Origin of the sequence: Hoylesella buccalis ATCC 35310, from assembly GCF_025151385.1 — a bacterium.
Taxonomy (GTDB): domain Bacteria; phylum Bacteroidota; class Bacteroidia; order Bacteroidales; family Bacteroidaceae; genus Prevotella; species Prevotella buccalis.
In genome coordinates this window covers 2,407,553-2,428,534 of record NZ_CP102287.1, presented here as the reverse complement: position 1 = coordinate 2,428,534, position 20,982 = coordinate 2,407,553, and the positions used below count along the sequence as shown (strand labels likewise).

The following is a 20,982-nucleotide window of genomic DNA, read 5'->3' as shown; positions in this document are numbered from 1 at the left end:
TTAATCGTGTCTCTTGGCTTTATAAATGCTGTTTCCTCTGATAGTGAGTTATTCTATTTCTGGATAATGCTCTTGATGTACGTTCTTGACATTCCCGTTGCATAGGCTTGGGGCTATATATCACCTGATGACTCTATTCATATTTTCTATAGTTCCCTTTTACACGAATGGTATATATGGGCAAAGTAAAACATATCCATATTGGCTGTTTCCATTATTATGGGGGCTGCCCAAAGCAATATTTGTAGAATACAACTATTCAGCCTCCAAATGTTTAGTAAAAACAATATCTCCCCACACCTTTAAGCAAAGGAGTGGGGAGATAGAGCTGTAACTATATATTAATTCTATAGAAATTAATATCCTGGATTTTGTACCAAGTTGGGGTCTATCTGAATTTGGTCAATCGGAATAGCAAGCCAGTAGCACTTGGGTGCTTCGATGGTAGAGCGATCAACGTAATCACCATCATTCATCTCGGTGAGTCGGTAATATTCTTTTGCTGTCCTTCCGGCAGTATTCCAAGACTTTTCCTTAGGTCTCAACACCTTCTCGAGAATCTTCCAACGGCGAATGTCGTGAAATCTTCTACCCTCCATGGCCAATTCGTTAGAGCGTTCGTCTCGAATCACTTGTCTCAGCTTGGCTATGTCTGTCGGTATGCCTCCAGCGTAGCTCCACGACTCCTGGAATGTGGGAAGTCCGCTACGCGTGCGCACCTTGTTGAGGTATTCCAAACTCTTGGCACTCAACTTGTGATTATATTCCATATCTGCTTCCACGTAGCTCAGGTACAACTCGGCCAAGCGCAGGTAAGGGAAGACCCAATTATTAAACGTGAATTTATTAGTTCTGGGATTGTAAGTATCTTTGGTGGACACCCATTTTTGGCAAAAATAGCCGTTGTCGCTTTGATACTCGTTGCCCCTTATGCCATCTTCCTGTTGAGGCTCACCCCTGCGACACTTCAGCATAATCGTGCCATTGTTGACTTCAAACGGTCCACGGTCGAATCCGATAGAAGCATAGAATCTCGGCTCTCTAAACGCATGGTAGGCAGAGGTCTGCTCTTTGGGAAAGAAAGGAGACTGCACAATGTCAGTGGGCTTAAGGTTTTTTGTGTCTGGGTCGTCTTCCCAGGGCAAACCCTTCAATGTAAAGTATCGGGTTACGCAACTCCATGTGGGGAATACATATCCTCTAAAACCATTGCGGTTGTATTTGTCAAAGCCTACTCGCGGTGCGAAATTCTTGATGCAATAGCTAATCTCTCCTTGATTGGCTATGCCGAAGAGTATCTCGTCCCAGTTGTTAAAGCTACCCGTCTTTGGACCAACAAAGGCCTCGTGATAGTTTGTGCCGCCCTTAAACCAGTCGGTTGTGCTACCGCCATACAACTTGTAACCATTAGCCTCGCATAGTTTGATAGCATCCTCAGCTGCATCCATGGCTTTCTTCCACTTCTCTCGGTCGTATGTCAAATTCATCAATGGCTTACCATCTGGATTTTTGAAATTGGCATAAAACTCTGTGTTGCCATTGACCAATGGTGATGCAGCATATAAAAGCAAGCGTGCTTTGAAACCAAGTGCGGTGGCTGAGGTTGCTCTGTTTTTCTCGCCATTGGTTCGAATGGCAGGAAGCAACTTGGCAGCCTCATCGTATTTCTCGGCAATAAATTCCACGCACTCATCGTATGGTACGCGCATTTGATTGTTTTCAACATTCTGCGAGTACTCCTCTTTGGCCAAGAATATTGGGCCATAAAACTCCAACAAAATCTGATGGTAATAACCTATGAGGAAGAGCGCCTCACCTTTCCATAGATTTATGTTCTCTTTGGTGATGTCCGGCACCTTGTCAAGGTTGTTCAACACGTTGTAGCACTTGCGAATGGCACCCCAAATATCTTTCTTCTGTGCGTCTACCGGATAGCTGTTCGCTGTATTGCTCCACAGCGCAAAGTAGGTGCTGGACGACGATTCATCACCGTTCATCAAGCTCTTATAGTGGAACCAGCGTGTCGTTCCGCGGTGTCCCACGACCATTTCATCCGATCCCATCAAGCCGGGAAACCCCTTTTGCGGTTGCATGAAATCGGGTATCTCGCTATAACAGCCCACCACCATACGCTCTGCTTGGGTTTGTGTCTTGTAAATATCGGCTTCGGTGGCGTTGCCTGTAGGCACCACGTCAAGGAAATCGCATGCCGACAGCGTTCCCGCCAGAATGGTGGCGAGCATTATTTTAATATATGATTTAGTTTTCATTGTTCTGTATTTTTTCAATTAATAATGAAATTGTACGCCAATCTTGAATGTTCGCTGCAATGGGTAGCTCAAACCGCTACCACTTCCCATTTCCGGATCCCACGTCTTGAATGGTGAGAAGGTGAGAAGGTTGGTTCCGGCTACATAAACTCGCATCCACTTTGTAGGCGTGAATCCCACTTCCATCGTTTTGAGTCGCAGGTAGCTGCCATCCCGCAGGTAGAATGTACTGGGCTCCACATTGTTGTTCACAAATGATTGAGTTAGGCGTGGATAGGCCGCATTGGCGTTGTTGTTGGCCTCTGACCAGTGGTTGTCTACGATATATTGGGCTATACCCAGTCCGTCTCCATCCTTGTCTACAAAGGGGTGAATGTTTCTCATCATCAGGCTCACGCGCCCAGCTCCTTGGAACATCATAGACATATCCCACTTCTTGTAGGTGATGGTGGTTCCAAAACCATAGATTATTTCGGGCAATTCTGGATTGCCGATGGTTGTCACATCGTTTTGGTCTATCTTGTTGTCTCCGTTGAGATCCTTATATTTGATGTCACCCACAGTGTATGCGCTTAGCTCTTGTTTGGGCGAGTTATCGATTTCCTCTTGTGAGGTAAACAATCCTTCGGCCACGAAACCGCGAATACTATTGATGGGATGCCCCAAACGAGAGTAGTAGGCGGGCACGTTTTGTGGCTCATCTACATCGGTCATTTCGTTGTGGGCGTATGTCAGGCTACCGTTTGCTTTGACAGTAAAGTCGCGGTTAAACACCTTTGTATAGGCCAGGCTCATATCAAAGCCCTTGTTTTTAACTGCTCCGATGTTGGCCCAAGGTTTGTTTCTTCCAAATCCTGACATTGAAATCACGGAGTTTCTCTGCATGAAGATACCTGTACGCGACTCGTTGAAATAGTCGAAGGTGATATCCAGACAGCCCATCAGGTTCATATCCACACCCACATTGAGCTTCTTCGATTTTTCCCATGTTGCCAATGGGTTACCATAGGTAGTGATATTGGGTACACTGATGTTTTCGTAGCCATTGCCTATCCACCAACCACCTCTGGAGAACATGTTCACCGTGGTGATGTATGGGAAACGGTTTCGCAAGGCATCGTTACCCACAAGGCCATACGATCCACGTACCTTCAAGTTGTGAATATAGGCTTTGGCTGGTTTAAAGAAGGCTTCATTAGAGATGGTCCAACCCGCTGCGACAGCTGGGAAGAAACCAAACCGCTTGCCACTCATAAAGTTTTCCGAACCGTTGTAGCCAAATGTGGCCTCCAACAGATAGCGGTGGTCGTAGTTATAAGCAAATCTACCAGCTAAGCCTTGCTCTCTGTAAGGCAACAGATCGTATTCACCGCCGCCGTTTTTAACTTTCTTGGTTTCTTTCATGTGGTACACCAAAGTGGCGTTCACGTCGTGCTTGCCAAACAGTCTTTGGTAATCCACTTTTCCTTGCAATGACCATACAGTTGTGGTAGGGTCTCTGCCAGAGTTGGATTGCAGGTAAGGCTGGCCTGGATCGCCAATGGTGGTGCTGTCAAAAATGTATTGTCCGTTCTCGTCCACTGTGTAATCATCGGACACTTTGTAGTAAAACGGTACTGTCCAATGATCCAACCAGTTGAAACTGTAATTATAGAACGATGCCAATCCGCTGGCTTTAAGTCCTGGTGTTACAAAGTCCAAATCTTGGTCTATATTGAATGCCGTTGTGGAATACACATAGTTGCGGTCAGTATAACCTGAGCTCAAGCGAGCGTATGGGTTAATTTGCAAACCGCCTACACCTTGACGGGCATTCATACCATAGCGCACGAAAGTGTCACCTTCTTGTGCGGGGAGCACGGGTGGGAAACTAACGGGTGACACGCGCATAGTGTAATAAAACAGGTCGTTGACCTGCTCTTTGGGTGCATGATAGTAGAACAGCTGCGTATTCATGTTCAAACCAATCTTTGTCGTACGTGTAAGGCGGGCCGTAACGTTGCTTTGGAACAAGTATTTACGGCTTCGCATGCCTACATCTAATGCTTGTGTCTCCTTGGGCTGACGTATGATACCGTTCTCATAGAATATGCCGGCATTCAGGAAGTATGTCAGTATCTTGCTACCGCCCCTAACATTGAGGTTCAAGTTCTGGTTCATGGTCATCTTCTTGAACAACAGATCATGCCAGTCGTTGTTCGGGAACAGGTATGGGTTGGCTCCCTCGCGTGTCTTGGCAATGCGGTCTTCGCTGTAATAAGGGGTATATGCGTTGCCCACAGCCTTAGCCTCGTTGTAGGCTGCTTCATTGAACATTTGCATATAAGTAGGTCCGTCAGCCATTGGCTGTACTATTGTGGGAGAAGAGAACGTGTTGTCCAACCGAACTTTCACCTGCATCTTCTCCGACAGCTCACCTTGCTTAGTGTTCACTATGATAACGCCATTGGCACCGCGCGAACCATATAAGGAAGTTGCAGTAGCGTCCTTGAGCACAGAGAACGACTCGATTGACTCTGGCGGAATGTTGTTCAACATGGTTGTGTTGATTTCTACACCATCAAGAATCACCAAAGGACTCTTGTTCACACCAAAGGTTGAGATGCCACGAATGTAGAATTCGGCATTATCGTAACCAGGCTCACCGCTCTGTTGACGAGCGATGATACCAGGAATGTTTCCTGCAAATGATGTCGTCAAGCTGCTCGATGTCATTTTTAGGTCTTCCGGCTTTACAGCCTGTACAGCACCAACTAGTGATTCTTTCTTCTGCTTTCCGAATCCCACAACAACCACCTCGTCCAACTCATTGTGTGCTGGATACAGTGAGATAGCAATGAACGTGCGGTTTTTCAGGCTGATTTCCTTTTCCTGATATCCGATGTAGGCGATGTCAAGAATAGCGTTTGGTACGGCATGTATAATAAATGTACCGTCGCTGTTTGTAATGGCTGCGTCCGAAGTGCCACGCACCCGAACAGTTGCACCAATGATAGGTTCACCATTCTCATCACCGATGAATCCTTTAACTTCTCGTTTGTCGTTTTGTCCTAAGCTGCTGGCATTATGTGCATGTGCTGTTCGCGGTAAGGCACCATTAGATGCCAAAGCAGATAGCGACATCAGATTTGTCCCTAATAGGAACAATGACGCCAAAAGCAACCTTGGTTTAAGACCTTGATTCCTTTTCATTTGTTATAAGTGTTTAGAAGGTTAAAAATATTTATACTACAATTTGAAAGATCAATAGTTCGTTAAAATTTGCGTATATGGCTACGCAGCCTTAGGCTGCCAGCCAATGAGTTCTTTGACAATCTTACTAATTAAAGTTCGGTTCGGTCGGCATCGGGATATGTCGAAAATTAATTTCGTATAGTTCGCATTGAACATCAACGACTTAACTTTTGCCATGGAATTGTCCATACCATTGTCTTTCATGAAGACCTTGGCGGCATTCAGTGAGGCGAACGATGCGTTGAACGCAAAGTCCAACTGTCTCTTGTGTCTTGCCTGACAATCTATAAGTCCCGTAAACTGCTTGCTGTCGCGATAGCAGAACTCTATCTGGAAACGAGTGCGGTATGTCTTCAATACTTCCTCACCCGTCATTGAGAGTTTTGTCGAGAAGAACAACTTGCACTTTCCACCGGGCATTCGCCAGATGACAAGTCGCACCCTCTTCTTCAGAGCCTTGGCATAAGCCTCGAGGGTGTACACCTTTCCGTTCAGTCCATCAATGTGCAGTTCTTCCATGCATGAGAGGTTGAGGTTTGCCAAGTCAATCTTGTCTCCCTTGACTCTTGGTCGTCCACGCCTCTTTTCCTTCTTGGGAATGTAATGCAGACAAGCGTTGTCACGGAAGCGGCTGACCAGATAGAAGCCAAGCTCCGACATGCCCTTCTCGAACGTGGATGTAGAGAAGAATGCATCAGCCACTACTATATCAGTGATACTTAGCAGTTTCTTTGAATACCGCTTCATAACACTGATGTAATATTCGACGAGTGTCTTGTTCCTCATCTTCAGCGCGGAGTTCCCTATTGTCTGATGGGCACGCAGCATCATGCACTTGTTGTTGGCAACATCCAGCAAGCCGACGCCCATGATTTCAAGTCCGTGCTTCACCGCCCCTGCACATCCCGACCAGAACCGTCCGATATGAGGAGTCTTCTTCCCAGCCTTGCTGATATAGCATGGGTCTATGGCAATGGCAAGTAAGCCATCCATGTCCAACACATGCTCTGCAAGAGACAGGTTCAACAGAAACCAATCGATGCAGTCTTTCTTCTTGCGGTTGAAATTCTGACGATAGGTCTGCTCGCCGTGCTTGCCGTAGCGAGCCATCTGTGTGAAGTTTATCTTTCTAGGTAGAATCATATATAAAGTCAGTATCTCGATGAGCAGAGTCTGGAAAGTTTTTGCTAACTTTGCACCAGATTCTTTCATTGATGTACGGATTGCATCCTTGAGGATCTCCTCATATTGGCTAAGTGGCTCTGAAATCATCATACTTTTAAAGTCTTGTATCAACTATAAAGGTACTGAAAATCAGACACTTAGCCAAATTTATTTAGTTATGTTTTGTTAATCAACTCGCTCATTTTCAAACAATTATGTGATTATTAACAGAGTATTGAAAGATAATTCATTTCTATATTTTTATGTTCTTTAAGTAAAGCAAACATTCAGATCATTTATAATAAGGTAGGTTTTTATCATTCGTCCTTGCCTACAAGGCAAATCTTTGCGGTGGTTTTCTCTTTTTTCTACACGGTAAGATTTGCATTTCTAATTGGAATTAGTGTTTTTTCAGCATGTCGGCAACTTCCTTTTTGGCCTGTTCGCGGCTCTTGGAGAAGATGTTTTTGATGCGGTCCATGTCAAATTTCCGTTCCCAGTCGTAGGTGTAGATACCGTTTTTTCCAATTCCTTTGGAGTTGAACAGCTTGTTTTCCATTCCGCTTTTTCCAAAATCAAATTGATAGGTCCATGCGTCACCATTGAGGTTGATCCATTCCGTCCGCTCAAACTGTGGGCGTGGGTATTCCGGTCTTGGCTGTATTGCGGCACTAAGATTTAGTGAAAGGATAAGTGCCAAAGATGACAGGTAGAATTTTGTCTTTCTCATAAATTCAGGCTTTCGGCTTATTTGCATCATGCAAAGTTAGAGTATTATTCAGGCTTGTATGGGTAATATTGTGTTTTTGTTCTGTAATATTGTTTATAACTGACAAATTTCAAAAATCACATGAGTACTACGTAGTAGACCCTTAAATAGACGAGATAGCATTTTTGAGGTTCGACTAAGTATAAGTGTTTCCTGCAAATGATACAGTGTACCATACTGGTTCTGTGTGTATGGAGGATCAAGATATAAAACATCACATTTAACATCTTAAATGATATTTTCAATTTTATCGTTTTGGCTTTCTATTCTTTCGAAGATACCATTATTGGAATCATTCCTGCTGAAAATTATACACTTTAGGGCTTGTTTATCCCAATGCTTATGAAAAGTGCCATATACACCTACGGTATTTGACACATCAGAAACAGATTCTAATAAACATGCTAATAACCTGAGTTCGGGATAAATCAGAATAGAGTTTTGAACGTATGACATTATGCTACTATTACTTTTATATATACCCAAACACTACTGTCCGGTTAAATTTCACCAAAGCGAAAGTTGGCGGTCATTTTCTGGATTTTGATTAATAATTGTTTTATCAAAGGGTTCATTCAACGGAGTCCTCTCAAAGAGAACTTGTCCGATGACGCTAGAGAATATGTAAAGATTTTGCTTAATATGATACATCTTCAAAGCAATAATAAGAAGCAGATAATCGCAGATGGCTATCCATATTTGCGTAAAGACTGCATTCTGGGTTGTTCCATAGAACGACTTGATATGCAAGTGCTGCTTGATCCATTTGAAGAACGTCTCTATAGTCTAACGCTCTCGGTAGAGTTCTGCAATGGTAATTGCTGGAAGGATGAAATCATTAGTCAAGAATCGATACACAACGTTCTGAGCATAGTCTTCATATGTAACCAATCGCAACACGTCTGGATATTTCTTGGCAGTCAAGAGACCAGTGAGACTGATAGTTTCATCAGAGATGACACCAGTCTGCCTATCAACCACTCTTGTCTCGAAAACATTGTACTTCATATTATCCTTTGCTCGGGTAACAAAGTATGCATGTTGTTGTTGAAAGATTCGGAACAGCCGATCAAAATCGACATATCCTTTATCCATAAGGTAATAGGCGCCTGTTTCGATTGGCAGCATATCCATAGCTTGGCTATCATGTACATTGCCGGGAGTAAGGAGAACAAAGTTAGGTATACTGTTCTTAACATCAACCAAGGTATGCATTTTGAACGCCCCTTTATCATGATGGAATTTTGCCCAAGGACAAAGCTGCAGACAAAGATTAATGGTACTACTGTCAAAAGCATAGACCATGTTGTCGATGTTCAGACGGTAATAATTATCCTTATAAAGGGTCTTAGCTCTATCGACAAGTATCATTGCATAGTCTTGATAAATACGCCAGTTTTTCTTTTCGTTCATATCAGCAAGAGTAGATTTTGGCATGATTTTCAACCCCGCATGGTACAATTTGGAGTTGAATGCGGTAAGTTGAGCTTCTATACTTCGAAGACTTGCACTGCTAGTAAATTGAGCATAACTCATGACAAGAAACTGATCACGGCAAGTGAAACGTCTTGCATGAAAATCCCCTCGATATTTGTCAACACATTTCCTGAGCTCGTAATCAGGGATGAGAGACATCAGTTGCGAGAGTACAGTGTTTCCGACATTCATATCCTGTGCTATCTTATATATGAGACAGTACAAAGATAAGAAATCAAATCGGAAAATTTTTAAATCGATGTATCTCATTGAATATTAACGAAATAAATGATAGTCTGGAAATTTTAACCGGACACTAGTGATACCCAAATATTAAAATGTACATCGATTTATAAAAATAGATTTTGAATCTTCAGGCGATACAAAGAAAGATAAATTCACGTTGATGAAGCGTTATGGTACCATTGTAAGCAGAGATACACAACGAATTTCAATCGCAGCCAGGCATGTGCATCAACTGGGTTAGTCTGCGGGCTTTTGGGTTGCCAGCCTGTGGCAAAGTGCCGTGCTTGCTGTGCTTGCTGCAACTCAAAAGGTTTACACTGGCACGCCAATCTGTTGAATATTTTATCAAAAAATGGCCCCAAAAACGGCACTTCAAAACTTTCAATATAGAAAAAAACAATAGGCAAACGTACCGCAAACAAGCGGTTATTTTATACGTAATCTCGATTATTTACACAAAAAAGAGGTTTTCAAGCGATAAAAGCCATCATTTTGCCTGCTTACCAACATGCCTTTGACCCGTAAAGGCATACACATTAGGCACTTTAAGCAATGCTTTTGGCAAAGAAAGACGTCATAAAAGATTGAAAAACAACGAAGGAGATTTATAAAAACCTGTTTATCAATCACATGCAAAAATCCTTTATATTTGGCGTATTTGCGCCCAAGATCAAGGTTGTTCACAAATACGCCAAGGAGAGAGGGGTATGTTGTCAAGAAAATTCTTTATATCTGATTGGCAGTAACTCCATATCATCTACAAAACAGATAGGACAAATTATAGTGCATCAGGTTTGTTAATAAAGCGCAAAAACAAATCTACTTCATTATTGATAGATAAAAGTATGAGAAGTATTTCATATATTGGATTCCATCTTTTTAAATTTCAGTAATTCCTTTTTATCTTGCATTATGTTTAACAAAATGGCATCACGATTTATCTTTGTTTTCCCACACATATCTTTCCTAATCAACAACATGACATCACTAATGTCCCGTTAAGGTGGGCTAATCGCTCTTTGAATTAATTGAAATACAGTCTATTAGGTGGTGTTTTGAAATGAAACGGACTTGATTTCGTAACTTTGCAGTCAAATTTAAATGACTGTTATGTTCCAAGACAAATACGTTTTTGCCCAGCTCACCGCTTTTTTGAACAGAACTCAGTTTAACAACTATGTTCGCAAGTATGATGGAAACCGCTATGTGAAGCATTTCACTTGTTGGAATCAGTTGCTTGCTATGATGTTTGGTCAACTGAGTAATCGAGAGAGTTTGCGAGATTTGATAGTTGCTTTTGAAGCACATAGAGCAAAGCAATACCATCTTGGATTAGGGCGTAAGCCTATTGCGAAAACGACATTTGCTTCAGCCAATCAGAATCGTGACTACCGTATCTTTGAAGACTTTGCTTTCTATATGATGGAGCAAGCCAGAAAGAAACGGGTAACGGATATCTTCAAGTTGAAAGGCAATGTGTATGCCTTCGACTCAACGACAATTCCTTTGTGTTTGTCAGTCTTCTGGTGGGCAAAGTTCCGTAAGAAGAAGGGAGGGATAAAAGCACATGTGTTATATGACCTCGAATCTCAGGTTCCTGCTTTCTTCCATATCTCTACAGCATCCGTTTACGACTCAAATTCCATGAAGGAAATTCCTTATGAATCAGGTTCTTACTATGTATTCGACCGTGGATATAATGCATTCAAGGAACTTTTCAAAATACATCAGCAGGAATCGTTCTTTGTTGTGCGAGCCAAGAAGAATCTGCAATACAAATGCTGTAAATGGAGGCGCAGGTTGCCAAAGAATATATTGACAGATGCTGTGATTGAATTCACTGAATACAATTCATACCGAAAGTATCCGGAGAAACTCAGACTCGTCAAATTCTATGATGAAGAACAAGACAGGGAGTTTGCTTTCCTAACCAATGCCTTTCATCTTACAGCACCTGAAATCGCCAATCTTTACAAGAATAGATGGCAGATAGAGCTGTTCTTCAAATGGCTAAAGCAGCACCTCAAGATCAAGAAGTTTTGGGGTACAACAGAGAATGCTGTGAGAATCCAAATTTCATCGGCAATCATAGCCTATTGCCTTGTTGCTATCATACAACATGATTTTCAACTTAAGCGATCGACTTATGAGGTTCTTCAGATTCTAAGTATTTCGCTTATGGATAAGACACCACTCGTAGATCTCTTCGAAAGGACTGATTTCAATAATGTCAAAGAACTCGATTGTCCCCTCTTTCCGGGGTTATTTGATTAATATTTAACTGGTCCCGATTTTAACGGGACACTAATGACATGACATCTAAAAAACAATCCAATTGCCTATATGTATTTGCTCCTGTAAGGGAACTTTAGTAATTGTTATATCCTAGTTTGTTGCTACAGTTTGTTCAGATTAGTTTCTCAAAAGCCTTTCTGTCGCCTTTGGCACCATAGTGTATTTGACCACAATAGGTGTAGCCCAGGTGTGGAAGGATGTTCAGCATCTCAACGTTGTCATAGTTGGTATCTACCTTGATGCTGTGAACGCCTTGCGAGGCAGCCCATTTCTCCGCTTCGTGGAAGAGGCGTTTGGACAATCCATGTCCTCGGTGACGGGGGCTAACGGCAAGCCTGTGAATCACCACATAGTCTTGTTCGCTGAGCCAAGAACCTTCGAGATGAGAATATTCGGGTTCGCCGTTCACGGCAAGTTTGGCGTATGCGGCTACCTCTCCATCGACGGTAAGAATGTAAGCGTCTCCTCCGATGATGTCATCCTCAATCAGTTCTCGTGAGGGATAGTCCTTTGTCCACTGTTTCCTGCCGTTGGTCAGCATGAGGTTGCGAGCTGTGTCCAAGAGCGTCCACGCCTCTTCCAAATCTGCGGTTGTAGCTTTTCGGAATGCAATTTGTGTGGTATGCATGTTTGTTAATTTACTCGCTCGAGCGTAATCAATCTGAGACCGAACTTACTGGTTCCGCCATTCTTCCTCACGCGGAAGGTGATGGAGTTGGTTTGTTGTGTCAGATCGATGTCACCCACATGCAGGCGATTCTTTTCTTCACGTTCAGCAGTTTTGGCCGAAATCCAGTCAGAAAGCTGTTTCTGGCGTTGCCACACTTGGAAATCCGCACCATCGGGGAACGTAGTGTAATCGATTAAGACCTTGTATTTACCGTCTGGTACGTGCGAAAGCATGATGCGCGTTTCACCTTGGTTGTTGGTTGTCATCACAGTTCCGTGGTCGGACGAAATATTCATATCGCCTCCGATGGTCATCTCGAAGAGCTGCGGGAAATAGATGTGAGTGGTAGGTTTATATACCTTCAGCAGTTCACCTTGCGGCTCTTGCTTCGTGGTGAGCGGACGGTCTGCGTAGAACATGGCCACCGATATATAGTCTACTGGAAAATCGTTATTCTGTCCACCATGTTCCATGCCATGATAGATTTCTTTCTCGAACGACATCTTGTCGCTGATGTGGAAACGGTATCCTCCTGTTCGAGCCATGGGCAGCGAATAGTCGAGCGAACCGTGAATTGGAAGGCTGATGCCACGATCCCACCTGTCGAGCAGTGCATACCAGCCACCGTTGAAATAGTCTTCAGAACCAGTTCCGTGCAAGCGCATCTTACCATCTACATGGGTGCTGTCGTCACCTTCGAAGAAGAGGGTCATGCCAGGTCTGAGTCCTTGTGACTGCAAGATGGTACCAACATAATGTCCCTTAGCCTTTGTATGCAAGAATGTGTGATAGGTTCCAATCGGTGTCTTTTGACGGCTCCAAACACTGTAGAACTTTCCTTCATCCTTGGCTCTGCCTTGTTGGTTGTAATGAATTTTGACCTTTGCGATAATGGTAGGTTGGTACTCGTTGCGTTTTTTGTATATCAAGTTCACCTTAGCCGAACGGTCAAAGGGCATGGGCAGGAAACAATAGTTGTTGTTACCTTGCTTACCCATGAGTAAGCTGCGCATGGCACCTCGTCCAAAGGCGTAGCCAAAGAAATCTTGCAAGGGTGAGTAGATGGCCTCGATGGATTCGCCGTCCCATGAAGCTGAGAGGATGACATCTTTGTTATCACCCTCTAAGGCTGTTCCGCCATCAATCTCCATGCCGACGATGCGGCCCGGCGTGTCAAGGGAGAAACAATTGACTGTTTCGCCTGGCTGGAGGGTAATTTCTTTCTCCATGGTCTTGATGTCAGACGATTTACCTTGTGTGAAAAGACTCATTTTGTATTCATTGGCATTCCATAGGTCGCAAACCTCTTGCAAGAGTTGTTTGTCCTGCTGTGTAAACTGACCGTTATAGGTTTCCACCTTCTTGGTTGTCAGGTTGCGGTAGCCTATCTGAATGAACTCCAGCTTGGGCCCGTCGTATACTATCTTGCACGATTTTTTGTATGTGATGGGTACGTAGCAATAATATCCACCCACCTCATTTCCGCAGACAGGCTTGACAAATGGATAAACCTTGCCAGAGAAGAGATCTGAGAATTTTATTTGAAGTCCAGGTTTCTTGTTGCCGTCAAAATAGAAATAAAGCATGGTCTCATTGGGCGTAGGAGTCCAAATGCGGTCAATGACTCCCGGTCCTTTCATCTCTGCAATAACCAGCTTGTCGCCCTCTTTGCGAAGAAACGAATAGGTTCCTGCAAATCCATCATCGTTTCCGTGGGTACGGTCGTAGCTGGAGAAGGATTCAACGTAAGATCCTGTGCGATATTGCGGTAGCTTATCGATGCTTTTTAACAAGGATAGTTCGTCCGCCCAGCGATATTTTTCCTGTGAGAAGACAGTCAATGGAGCGAACAATAGCCACGCAAGGCTGAATAGTTTGAATAATTTAGTCATGTTTTGAAATTATAAATCAATAATGTTATTTTGGAAAATAAAAACACCGTCGACATATATAAGCTTGTCGCTGTTACAAGAACGTAATCAGTGGCAAAATATTGCCGACGGTGCAACCAATCCTATCCAATCAATGAAGATTTAGTAGGAGCCTGAATAGCCTTCTGGAACAATAATCATAGCATTAACACCGAAGAATCCGCCCCACTGCGTATTGAATGGTGCCATGGTCAGTTCGATGTCTACCGTACCATCTTGTCTGGGCTGGATGTTCTCAATGATGGCCAGTTTATCCTTATTGTAGTCGTTAGACAAGTCCATCTGACCTTCATTGACGCCTCTCACTTTGAAGCGGGTACCTGTGTTCTTATCATTGATGGCACCATAGAAAACAAAGGTATACTTCTTGGTGGTATTCATGTTGCTTACTTTGAACGAACCTATTCCCTGTCCTGGTTTTCTGCCGTCACGGAAGAACATGTCCTGACATACACTTTCAGGGAATCCCAGCGTGTTAGAGATTTCTCTTCTGTTTAGCTTTCCGAAAGCGCTTGTCGCTTCGATGTTAAAATAGGTGCTATTTCCTGCTTTATCAATCAAGTTGCTCACTGGCTTTTCCGGATCAATAAAACTATTGAATGGTAATGGAGTAGCTTTCTCACCAAAGTCAATATAGATAGGATGATCCAAGATGAATGGGTTTGCCGACTTGAAGTCTACCATGTCTGTCACCTGCTTGTTGTGAATGATAGCATTGTGAGCAGACAACTTGTACAGGTTATTGACATATTCAGACATTTGGGGAATCATCAAAGGAGATGCACTCACGTCAATGCCAAATAACACTTCTATCCATGTCATGGCAGCAATGTATTGTCCAGAGGTAGCGTTTAACTCAATGTCGCCATTAATCACACTTTCTCCCAGATAGGTAGTTCGTGCGTTCTGGATAGCAGTTCCCACAGGAACAATCCGAGTGACTTGATTGGTTGCAGATTGGGTTGCTGTAACAATGCTGTTAAACATCTTCAATTGGTCATTATCAAACTGTTTGAATCCCGGAGTAGTGGCCGTAGAGCTGTAAGCCCAAGGTTGATGAATGAGAATCTTCAAATTTGGATTTGTTGACCACTCCTTGAGTTGCTTGATCAACTCTGGCAAAACCTCCTTGTAGCCTTTTTGAAATCCTGCTGAATCGGCACTTTCTTCAATGGCAATGTAATCCCAATTTTCATTGTTTACAACATCTCTTAGTGATTGATTGCGTTGATTGTTGGCATTGAGCCTTTCGTCAATACGTTTGTAGTCGTACGCATTGGCATTGTTGGCAATGTTTCTCAAGTGTTTGGATAAGGATGCTTTGTCTTCAAAGATATTGCATACCACCATAGGATGGCCTGCTGCTTTAGCCATCTGTACCAAGGCTTCGTTTGCAGATTGATTGGCAAGGCCACTTCCAATGGTCAAAAGTTTTAAGGAGGGTGCACCTTCCAAGACTGTCAAATCTGCAAAATACATCAATTTGTGATCGTCAGTTTCCACCTTGATGGTTGTCGTTCCAGGCTGAAGGCCTCTGATCAGACCCATTTGCTGGTCGCTTTTTTCTATCGACGCCAAACTGCTGTTGCCCACAGACCATACGAGTTGATAGTTTTTTCCTGCTAATGTATCTACGGATGCTTTGAGCAAATATTCCTCTCCGACATTGATCGTTATCGATGTGTGTTGCAGTCGGAGAAATCTGTCTACATTTGGCCTTACGTCCTCGCTGTCAGAGCAAGAGCTGAAGACTGCTATCAATAGCAAACAGATTGTTGTCAAATGATAATATAAATGTTTCATAACTGTTTTTCTAAAAGATTAATAACCAGGGGCTTGAACTAAGTTAGTATTGATGTCCATTTGTGTCTGTGGAACAGGCATCATGTACATCTTCTTGGTGAAGATACGTGGTTTCCAATACCAGCGTTTATAGTATGCCTTGGGATTGTTGGGGTCGTCACTTGCTACAGATCCCGTTCGGTTCATTCCGTAAACCGGTGCATTCAAATATTTTTCCGCTAATTTCCATCGACGCAAGTCTTCAATGCGTACGCCTTCACAGTTGAACTCTATGCGGCGCTCGTGCTGGATAGCCTCTCGCATCTGCTCCTTAGAAAGTCCTTCTTTCAAGCCTGGCAAACCAGCCCGTTCTCTGATGAGATTAACATACTTGTATACTTCTGCCGAAGGTTTGCCTTGGGTTTCGTTTAGGCATTCAGCGTAGCTGAGATAAGCATCAGCCATACGATAGAGAATTCCTGGCTGGTATCTGTGCTTGTTTTCTTTTGGGTAAATATCCAAAGGAATTTGTTTCCTGATATTATATCCTGTCCAAGGAGAATCGAAACTATTTGCTGCATCCTGACCTGCGCCCATCAAGTTGTTTACCTGACGGTTGATCACTCCCATCCATTCGTGGTTGAAAATGACGGATACATAGAATCGAGGTTCGCGGTTGCAGTACATATTGTAAGTACCAACCAAGGTCACAGGACTTTCGCCTGTATCAGCCTTGAACTTGTTTACCGGCCCTCCACCTGGCCATTTGGTACGGCGCATCTCATCTTTAGCCGAGAAGCCCCTTTCTGTATATCCTGATTTCTCGTTAATAATGGGAGATCCGTCCTCGTGGTAACCTAGGATTGGTTTTTCTCCATTCGCCATGAAGAAAGCATCGACCAGCTCTTGAGTAATATTCATGGCAGCATTGCCTCGAACGCCTTTGGGCAGATGGTGAGCCTGCCAACTATTGAGGTCTTTATTCTCTGGGCGCCCAAATACAATCTCTTTGTTACCGTCCGAGAATCGTTTGAGTGACATATTGTAGTATGACATGAAAGGATCAATAGAGCCACCGGCGTTGTATTCGTAATACAAGCCATATCCGCTTGCTTCTGCTAAGTCAATCATTTCTTTGAAAGCCTGAGCCGCACGCTGCCATTTTTCGGAAGAGTAAGTTTGGTTAATTAAATTCTCACCACTCTTATTTTTCCAGTCAGCATAGTCTGTATTTCCATTGAAAAGAGGACTAGCTGCAAACAGTAAAGTCTTGGCGCGCATGGCCAGAGCCATCACAGACGTGGCGCGTCCCCAATCTTGGTCACTTTCGTAAACGGCGGGTAGATGTTTAGAAACCTCTAAAAGTTCTTTGTCTATCCAATCTACAATGACGTCAGCTGGGGTTTGTTCGGTCATCATTTCCTCAGAAGGTGAGTATATAGAATAGAGTTTGTCTGGATTGAAAGGGACAGCACCATAGGTCTCAACCATTAACGAGTAGTAATAGGCAATGAGAAAACGCGCCTCGTACTTCAATTGGTTGACATAGTTCTCTGTCAATCCATCTGAGGGGATGACACGTACATTTTCCAGGAACTGCAAAGCTGTTCTGATACGTTTTGGCAGTTCTACCCAATAATTGGCATTCCAACCTGAAGTAGGACTCCAGTTTCCTGTTGTAAACGCATACACATTGGCCCACCCATAGGGAGTCCATTCATTTGGAATCACAATGTCATCGCCCATGATGTTGTAGCCTTGATCTTTCATGTACCCCCATATAGGGCTTGGTATCGATGAGTAAACACTGGCCAGCCAATCTTCTGTGCGGATCTTGTCCGAGAAAATCATATCCATTGTTAATTGATCGTCAGGTTGCTTGTCAAGATAATCACAGCTTGACGTTGCCAACAGACAAACCAAAACAACAGAAGCCTTGAAAATATATTTCTTTATATTCATAGTAACTATTCTGTTTGATTAATTGTTAAAGTTAAAGGTGATGCCCACAGATACGGCTTTCATCATTGGATACTTCAAACCGTCGGTGGTTCCTACTTCTGGATCCCACATCTTAAAACTAGAGAAGGTAAGAAGGTTGCTTCCTCTTAAGAAGATGCGGCAATCCTTCATGGCAATCTTTTCACTCCAATGGCGTGGGAGAGTATAACCCAATTCAACATTCTTTAGGCGGAGAAAACTCATATTTTTCAACCACCATGTTGATGCTTGCTTGTTGTTGTCTATGGTCAACTCGTTCATGCGCGGCCAGAATACATCCTGTCTGGGATTACTCTTGGTCCATCTGTCGTCTATATTTGACCAGATGTTGCCCGCACCGATGGAAGAAGCCGGCAACCAGGTCTCTCCCCCCAAAATACGATATTGTTTACCAACGCCAGAAAAGAAGCATCCGAAATCGAATTGTTTATATCTGAGTGTAGCTCCAAAACCGTATACGATTTGTGGGTCAATGGTTCCGCCAATCGCAGTCTGATCAATGGCAGTAATCTCACCATCACCATTCTGGTCTACATATTTGATGTCTCCAGGTCCGAGCGAACTCTCGGCACTGAATTTCTGTGTAGGAATACCTTCTTTCAGCTTTCCGTTCTCATCAAAATCGCTTTCTTCAAACAGACGTTCTGCCACAAGACCGAACAATTGGCCAACAGGTTTTCCTGTCCTGGCACGGTAAGTACCTTTCATGGCCTCTGGCTCGTCATATTCGGTAATTTTGTTGTGTGCATAGGTGAAGTTAGCCAACGCCGTCAGTTGAAAGTCTCTGTTGAACCGGTGGTTAATGTTCAGGGAACAATCAATACCACTGTTTTCTACCTTACCAAAGTTTGCCCACACCGCACGGTTGAATCCAGCAGATGCAGGGATGTTCTTTCGTTTCATGAAGATATCCTTGCGCCATTCCTTGAACACGTCGAAGCTTAAAGATATGCTGTTGTTGAAAAGACCGAGGTCTATACCAAGATTGGTTTTTGTCACTTTTTCCCAAGTCAAATCCGGCACACCAATATCACCTTCTGCTCTGCCCAAACGATGGAACTGCCCATCTGTTCCATAATAGTAATAACCTGTGTTTTCTATTGTTGAGATGTAAGCAAAGCGTCGGCCGCTGATATCGCTATTTCCAGCCTTACCCCAACTGGCTCTTAATTTCAAGAGGGATATCGTCTTGGAAAGAGATTCCATCCAGGGTTCCTGTGAGACAATCCAGCCAGTTGCGAGTGCCGGGAAGAATCCGAATCGCTTACCGGGGGCGAAGTTCTCAGAGCCGTTGTATCCAAAGTTGAATTCTGCAATATAGCGATCTTCGAATGTATAAGAAGCTCGTCCTGCAAAACCCTGTGTCCTGAATGGTAGAAAAGAACCATCATCGTAATTTTTTTGGTTGTACAGAGCCATGAGGTTGACAGCGTGTTTATTGTTGAATGTTCTGTTATAATTAAGCATGCCTTCCAAGTATGTACTTTGGTTGCCCCAGTCGGCCTTTTTTGAATAGCCTAAGAATTGCTCGCCATTTGATAAGATGCTTGTCACGATGTTTCCATTATAATCTCTACTGGAAGCAGGATTGTAGTAGTCGGGGTTCTTTGATCTGTCCACAGAGTTGCTTGCGAATTTGTCGAAAGAGAAGGTCAATCTTGCACTCAATCCTGGGGTGATAGCTTTCAAATCCTGTTCAACTGAGGTGAGTGCTTCAATTTTACTATGGTTTAGTTTTGCGAATCCTCTTTGTGTGGCCCAGGCCCAGGGATTCTGCTTGTATTGTACACGTGGAATGCGTCCGTCAGCATAGATGGCAGGGTGTACATACGGTGGAATGCGCATGGCTTGATAGAACATCTCAAAATCAGTGATGTCTCCGGGAGGTGCATTACGAGTTTGTAGGAATCCACCGATGTTGACCCGTACCACTGTTGTGTTCGTGACGTTAATGTCGACATTTGAGCGGACGGTGTATCGGTTTACTTTCAAAGAAGAGTCCCAGGCCTGTCTCTTGTCACGCTCCAGAATACCGTTTTCATTGAAGTAGCCTGCAACCAATGCATAGCGTAAAAGTTTGGATCCGCCCGAAATATTCAATGTGGCACGTGTGTTGTCTGCGTAGTCTTTTGCAATGGTATCCCACCAATTAACGTCTGGATACAACTCTGGGTCCGTGCGATTTCTGTAGTTTTCCAAAACAGCTTCGGATACCATTGGAGCCTTTCCTTCATCTCGATACATCTCGTTCATTAGTTCGAGGTATTTCACGCTCCCTACATATTCTGGTAGTTTGACGGGCTGTGTGAATGAGTGTTCAAATCGTAAGTTAACTTGCGGTTTGCCTATCTCACCGCGTTTGGTTTCAATCATGATCACACCATTGGCACCACGTACACCGTAAACAGCACTGGCAGCAGCGTCTTTCAAAATGGAGAACGACGCTACTTCATCAGGATCAATGTCATTGAGTGAGCGTTCGATACCATCAATCAGAACAAGAGGACGCGTGTTGCCAGCAAAACTACTGATACCTCTAATCCAGAAATCTGAGTTATTGTACCAAGGGTCACCGCTGCGCTGTACTGCTATTACGCCAGGACTTAAGCCGGCCAGACTGTTGCTGAGTGAACGGCTGGGCATCATGTTTAGTTTCTCGGGCTGAATGTTGGCAATGGAACCGACAACAGACGCTTTCTTCTGGGTACCATAGCCTACTACGACTACTTCTTCCAAAGAGGAAATGTCTTCTTCCAAGGCAACATCAATGACGTTGTCTGCTCCTACATTGACGGTCTTCTCCTTGAAGCCAATGTAGTTGAATTTCAAAATAGGTTTTGCCGTGGTGAGGCTGATACGGTAAGTACCTGTGACATCGGTCACGACAGAGTTGGTTGTATTTCCTTCTTCTGCTACAGTGACACCAATGAGGGTCTCTCCTTTTGTATCAAGGACTCGACCACTGACAAGTCGTGGCTTCTGTGCTAACGCTATTCCTTGCACCATGAAGAAGCCAAGGAGTAACACGAACAGCCGCTTGCAATAATGATTTAGATTTAAATGTCGCATATGACAGTTTAATTTATTATAAATAGATTATTATCTCCACTTTCTCTTAGCTGTGGAGCGTTAATGTTGGCATTT

The 20,982-nt window shown here is 43.6% G+C and carries 10 protein-coding genes and 2 pseudogenes; 1 reads left to right on the top strand and 11 read right to left on the bottom strand.

Annotated features, from left to right (window positions below):
* Window positions 1–356: 356 nt before the first annotated feature.
* The 6 genes and pseudogenes from NQ518_RS09980 to NQ518_RS09955 all read right to left on the bottom strand — a co-directional run bounded on the left by NQ518_RS09980 (window position 357) and on the right by NQ518_RS09955 (window position 9,105).
* Window positions 357–2,270, bottom strand: coding sequence for a RagB/SusD family nutrient uptake outer membrane protein (locus tag NQ518_RS09980; RefSeq protein WP_227208528.1), 1,914 nt, complete (start codon window positions 2,268–2,270; stop codon window positions 357–359).
* 18 nt (window positions 2,271–2,288) lie between these two features.
* Window positions 2,289–5,462 (bottom strand): SusC/RagA family TonB-linked outer membrane protein, encoded by a 3,174-nt coding sequence (locus NQ518_RS09975; protein WP_227208530.1) that lies wholly within the window; start codon window positions 5,460–5,462, stop codon window positions 2,289–2,291.
* An 81-nt stretch (window positions 5,463–5,543) separates the two neighbouring features.
* Window positions 5,544–6,716 (bottom strand): transposase, encoded by a 1,173-nt coding sequence (locus tag NQ518_RS09970; RefSeq protein WP_459554062.1) that lies wholly within the window; start codon window positions 6,714–6,716, stop codon window positions 5,544–5,546.
* Between the two features lie 352 nt (window positions 6,717–7,068).
* The gene (locus tag NQ518_RS09965; protein WP_227208619.1) at window positions 7,069–7,398 is read right to left on the bottom strand and encodes a hypothetical protein; all 330 of its coding nucleotides are present in this window, start codon (window positions 7,396–7,398) and stop codon (window positions 7,069–7,071) included.
* A gap of 93 nt (window positions 7,399–7,491) precedes the next feature.
* A pseudogene (locus tag NQ518_RS09960) lies at window positions 7,492–7,644 on the bottom strand (hypothetical protein); the annotation flags it as partial.
* Between the two features lie 300 nt (window positions 7,645–7,944).
* Window positions 7,945–9,105, bottom strand: a pseudogene (locus NQ518_RS09955) (IS4 family transposase).
* 1,164 nt (window positions 9,106–10,269) lie between these two features.
* Here NQ518_RS09955 and NQ518_RS09950 point away from each other — a divergent pair.
* A complete protein-coding gene (locus NQ518_RS09950) occupies window positions 10,270–11,433 on the top strand; it encodes an IS4 family transposase (protein WP_227962380.1) in 1,164 nt (387 codons plus the stop codon).
* Window positions 11,434–11,566: 133 nt separating this feature from the next.
* Here NQ518_RS09950 and NQ518_RS09945 read toward each other — a convergent pair whose 3' ends face one another.
* From NQ518_RS09945 to NQ518_RS09925, 5 genes are all read right to left on the bottom strand, one after another.
* On the bottom strand, window positions 11,567–12,082 hold the full coding sequence (locus tag NQ518_RS09945; RefSeq protein ID WP_227962057.1) for a GNAT family N-acetyltransferase: 516 nt from the start codon (window positions 12,080–12,082) through the stop codon (window positions 11,567–11,569).
* A gap of 5 nt (window positions 12,083–12,087) precedes the next feature.
* Window positions 12,088–14,016, bottom strand: a complete 1,929-nt coding sequence (locus NQ518_RS09940) for a glycoside hydrolase family 172 protein (RefSeq protein WP_227206051.1) — start codon at window positions 14,014–14,016, stop codon at window positions 12,088–12,090.
* Between the two features lie 141 nt (window positions 14,017–14,157).
* Window positions 14,158–15,858 (bottom strand): DUF4886 domain-containing protein, encoded by a 1,701-nt coding sequence (locus NQ518_RS09935; protein ID WP_227962059.1) that lies wholly within the window; start codon window positions 15,856–15,858, stop codon window positions 14,158–14,160.
* Between the two features lie 18 nt (window positions 15,859–15,876).
* Window positions 15,877–17,799: a RagB/SusD family nutrient uptake outer membrane protein gene (locus tag NQ518_RS09930; RefSeq protein WP_227962061.1), complete on the bottom strand. Its 1,923-nt coding sequence runs from the start codon at window positions 17,797–17,799 to the stop codon at window positions 15,877–15,879.
* Window positions 17,800–17,817: 18 nt separating this feature from the next.
* Complete coding sequence (locus tag NQ518_RS09925; RefSeq protein ID WP_227962381.1) at window positions 17,818–20,844, bottom strand: SusC/RagA family TonB-linked outer membrane protein; 3,027 nt, start codon at window positions 20,842–20,844, stop codon at window positions 17,818–17,820.
* Window positions 20,845–20,982 lie beyond the last annotated feature (138 nt).

Excerpts from the sequence above, each read along its gene's own strand:
- NQ518_RS09930 (WP_227962061.1), bottom strand. The coding sequence starts at position 17,799 with ATGAATATAAAGAAATATATTTTCAAGGCTTCTGTTGTTTTGGTTTGT.
- NQ518_RS09950 (WP_227962380.1), top strand. The coding sequence starts at position 10,270 with ATGTTCCAAGACAAATACGTTTTTGCCCAGCTCACCGCTTTTTTGAAC.
- NQ518_RS09940 (WP_227206051.1), bottom strand. The coding sequence starts at position 14,016 with ATGACTAAATTATTCAAACTATTCAGCCTTGCGTGGCTATTGTTCGCT.
- NQ518_RS09975 (WP_227208530.1), bottom strand. The coding sequence starts at position 5,462 with ATGAAAAGGAATCAAGGTCTTAAACCAAGGTTGCTTTTGGCGTCATTG.
- NQ518_RS09935 (WP_227962059.1), bottom strand. The coding sequence starts at position 15,858 with ATGAAACATTTATATTATCATTTGACAACAATCTGTTTGCTATTGATA.
- NQ518_RS09970 (WP_459554062.1), bottom strand. The coding sequence starts at position 6,716 with ATGAAAGAATCTGGTGCAAAGTTAGCAAAAACTTTCCAGACTCTGCTC.
- NQ518_RS09965 (WP_227208619.1), bottom strand. The coding sequence starts at position 7,398 with ATGAGAAAGACAAAATTCTACCTGTCATCTTTGGCACTTATCCTTTCA.
- NQ518_RS09945 (WP_227962057.1), bottom strand. The coding sequence starts at position 12,082 with ATGCATACCACACAAATTGCATTCCGAAAAGCTACAACCGCAGATTTG.
- NQ518_RS09925 (WP_227962381.1), bottom strand. The coding sequence starts at position 20,844 with ATGGTGCAAGGAATAGCGTTAGCACAGAAGCCACGACTTGTCAGTGGT.
- NQ518_RS09980 (WP_227208528.1), bottom strand. The coding sequence starts at position 2,270 with ATGAAAACTAAATCATATATTAAAATAATGCTCGCCACCATTCTGGCG.